A 2,947-nucleotide genomic window follows, 5' to 3' on the forward strand; every position below is an offset into this window, starting at 1 on the left:
ATTACTAACTGAGAAGTCTGTAATTCTATCAATACCGCCACCTGAGTAATTCAGGACAAAGGTATCTCTACCACTACCACCAGTGAGAGTGTCATTACCACTTCCTCCCACTAAGTAGTCATTACCCCCCCCACCGATTAGAATGTCATTGCCTGCATGACCGTATATTTGATCGCTTCCTTGAGTCCCAACTAGATAGTCGTTTCCGGAGGTGCCCTGAATATTTGCCACGTTCTTTACTCGGATAATTTAGTGTTTTCACTGCCTATCTTAACTAGTAATTAGCATGACTCCTATATTTCTTAACAATTAAAATAAGGCGCTCTCTCTAGCATGAACACTCTTTATCCACTGCTTTAGCTGCATCGCAATTATTTTTCCAAACTATAACGCCCAACAATCGGCGCTTCAGTTTTAAAATAAGGGTTTGAGCCAACGGTAGACACTGCCCACCCCAATACGGTTCAGTTAAGGATAATCGTAGGTTGGGTTGAACGAAGTGAAACCCAACAAACCACCGAAAATGTTGGGTTTCGTTCCTCAACCCAACCTACGCAGTTTAAGGTTTTTGACGCTAACTGAACCGTATTGCCTGATGGCTGATTGACAAATGTAGCACTATTCAAAACATTAAATATTCTGTATGCTTTAATGCCAGAATATCTGCCATCAATTTAACTAACTTGACTTTTTCAGATTTTGGTAGATATACAGCGAAGCTATTGTATTTAAATCTACTTCTTTACCCTCATTTTCATGCTCGTTAGTATTTTTAAACAGTATGGTAAACGCACCAGCACCTAACATATCTTGAGGAAACATCCGATAACAAGGCATTTTAGTTAAATGTGACTGATATTTAGCTAAATTACTAATTTCTCTTGCCTGAAACTGGGGAAAGCGTTCTAAAAACCATTCACAAACTTGCTCATTTTCTTCAGGTGAATATGTACAAGTCATATAAGCAAGATAGCCTTGTGGTGAAACAAGTTTAGCAGAGTTAGCTATAATGCGTTTTTGTCGATTTGCACTTTTATTAATAGCAGTTGGATGAAAACATCCGGGTGCTTTTTCGCCTTTAGCCAGTAAAGATTGTCCAGTACAAGGAGCATCTACTATTACTAGATTGCTAGAGTAGGCAAACATTTCGACAAATATACTCGAATCTCTATTAACCACTGCACTAGGGCTAATCTGGCAACGCTTTAAATTAGAAATTAGCATTCCCAGACGTTTGCCAATGACTTCATTACTGATAAGTAAGTCAGGTTGTAAAGCTTTCCAAGCGAAGATACTTTTTCCTCCTGGTGCGGCACACATATCAAAAACTAAACTTACTGGCACAGGAATAGCTAACAAAGTACTAGCTGCAAACACCGAAGAGAAATCTAAAGAATAGAAATATCCTTGTTGATGCAATAGATGCTGACCGGGTTTTTCTTCTAAGCATAAACGGTCTATAAATTGTGGTTGCCAAGAAGTTGGTGTTTCCACTGCCAAAGGCGAAACCTCTGGCTTTTCTTTACACCAAAGAATACTGGGTGAAAAAGGCTGAGGATTCATTAAAGCCTCAATAAATTTTTCTTGCTCATCTAGATTAGTGAACAAACGCCGCGAGACTTTAAGTAATAAATTAGAAGGTTTTTCCATATAGATTATTAATTACGAATTCCGAACTTGTACTGCCCTTCGACTACGCTCAGGAACCGCCCTTCGACTACGCTCAGGAACCGCGACTTGTGCCGACTTGTGCTGAGGTAAGCCGAAGTATTACGAATTATGAATTAGCTTGTATCAAAATAAAACTGTTACACAAGAACAATGTAATTAAGGGTTTTGGCTTCATACTCAAAATATAATGACCGCCATTGGGAACGCAATGGCCAAGCTACCCCACTGCACCGGAGATGGTCATGTTCTTAGATAGTTTTCCGCAAAAATTACGCAAAGAAGCACAATTATGGAGGGATGAAGGATTAATTAGTTCTTCGCTGTATGAGGAAATAGCAGAACGTTATCAATTTAAGAACTTGGAAGCTGCTGCACGCGATCGCAATCAAGCAATCGCGATTGCTATAGGCGGCATACTTTTATGCTTAGGCATAATTACTTTTGTAGCAGGAAACTGGCAGGGAGGATCACGAGAAGTCAAGTTTATTCTGCTGATCAGTTTGTTTTTTGCGATCGCAATCACTGGTTTTTACAATTGGAGACAAACTGAAGGAAAGAAGCCACAAAAAAGCAAACGCTTACTAGGAGAGGCGTTGCTAATTTTAAGCGCCTTCATTTTCGGTGCAAATTTACTGCTGATGGCCCAGATGTTCAATATTGCTGGTTCAGCTTCCCAACTGTTTCTCGCCTGGGGGTTCGGTGTTGTGGTGATGGCCTTCAGTTTGTGCTTAAATTCTTTAGGAATTCTGTCAATTATCCTCGTGGAAATCGGCTATTGGACGGGGTTAGAAGACTTGTGGTACGCTTCAGGTGATCTAACTTGGTCGCGCCTAGTGGTGCAGCATCTGCCTTTGTTGGCATGGCTGGTGTTTGTACCCTTAGCCTACTTCTGCCGATCGCGTTGGATTTTTGGTTTAGCAGCCTTTGTCTTTGCTAGTTCCTTACAAGCCAACCTTAATCCTCTGCCACTGCTGAATTATGCTGATATAGCCCCTTGGGTGGCATCTTTTGCTTTTGCACTCCCACCTGCATTATTCTGGAGTTATGATGACTTGCTGTTTCCAACCATAAATTACAGGTTGTTTCAATCTCTGGCCCGTAATTTAGCGTTGGTAAGCTTTGGCATTGTCTTTTATATCTTGTCTTTTCGTTGGGTCTGGGAATCTCCAAATTATGGTTATAATCAGCCTACGAATGTGACAAACTTATTTGAGTCTCTGCCGATCATCGATTTGGGGATTCTCAGTGGCTTGGCGGTATTGCAATGGTTGTTTCT

General features: G+C 40.8%; 2 protein-coding genes and 1 pseudogene. 1 reads left to right on the top strand and 2 read right to left on the bottom strand.

Annotated elements, in window-relative coordinates; genetic code table 11:
- A pseudogene (locus LC574_RS33745) lies at positions 1 to 231 on the bottom strand (hypothetical protein); the annotation flags it as partial.
- Positions 232 to 678: 447 nt separating this feature from the next.
- Positions 679 to 1,650, bottom strand: coding sequence for an RsmB/NOP family class I SAM-dependent RNA methyltransferase (locus LC574_RS33750; protein WP_229457960.1), 972 nt, complete (start codon positions 1,648 to 1,650; stop codon positions 679 to 681).
- A 263-nt stretch (positions 1,651 to 1,913) separates the two neighbouring features.
- On the opposite strand from LC574_RS33750, the gene LC574_RS33755 reads away from it, so the two are divergent.
- A partial coding sequence (locus LC574_RS33755) for a DUF2157 domain-containing protein (RefSeq protein ID WP_229457962.1) occupies positions 1,914 to 2,947 on the top strand: 1,034 nt, incomplete at its 3' end.

The organism is Nostoc sp. CHAB 5715, assembly GCF_020829685.1.
Classification (GTDB): Bacteria; Cyanobacteriota; Cyanobacteriia; order Cyanobacteriales; family Nostocaceae; genus Nostoc.

Bases quoted from the DNA above. Each gene is read 5' to 3' on its own strand.
- LC574_RS33750 (WP_229457960.1), bottom strand. From the start codon at position 1,650: ATGGAAAAACCTTCTAATTTATTACTTAAAGTCTCGCGGCGTTTGTTC.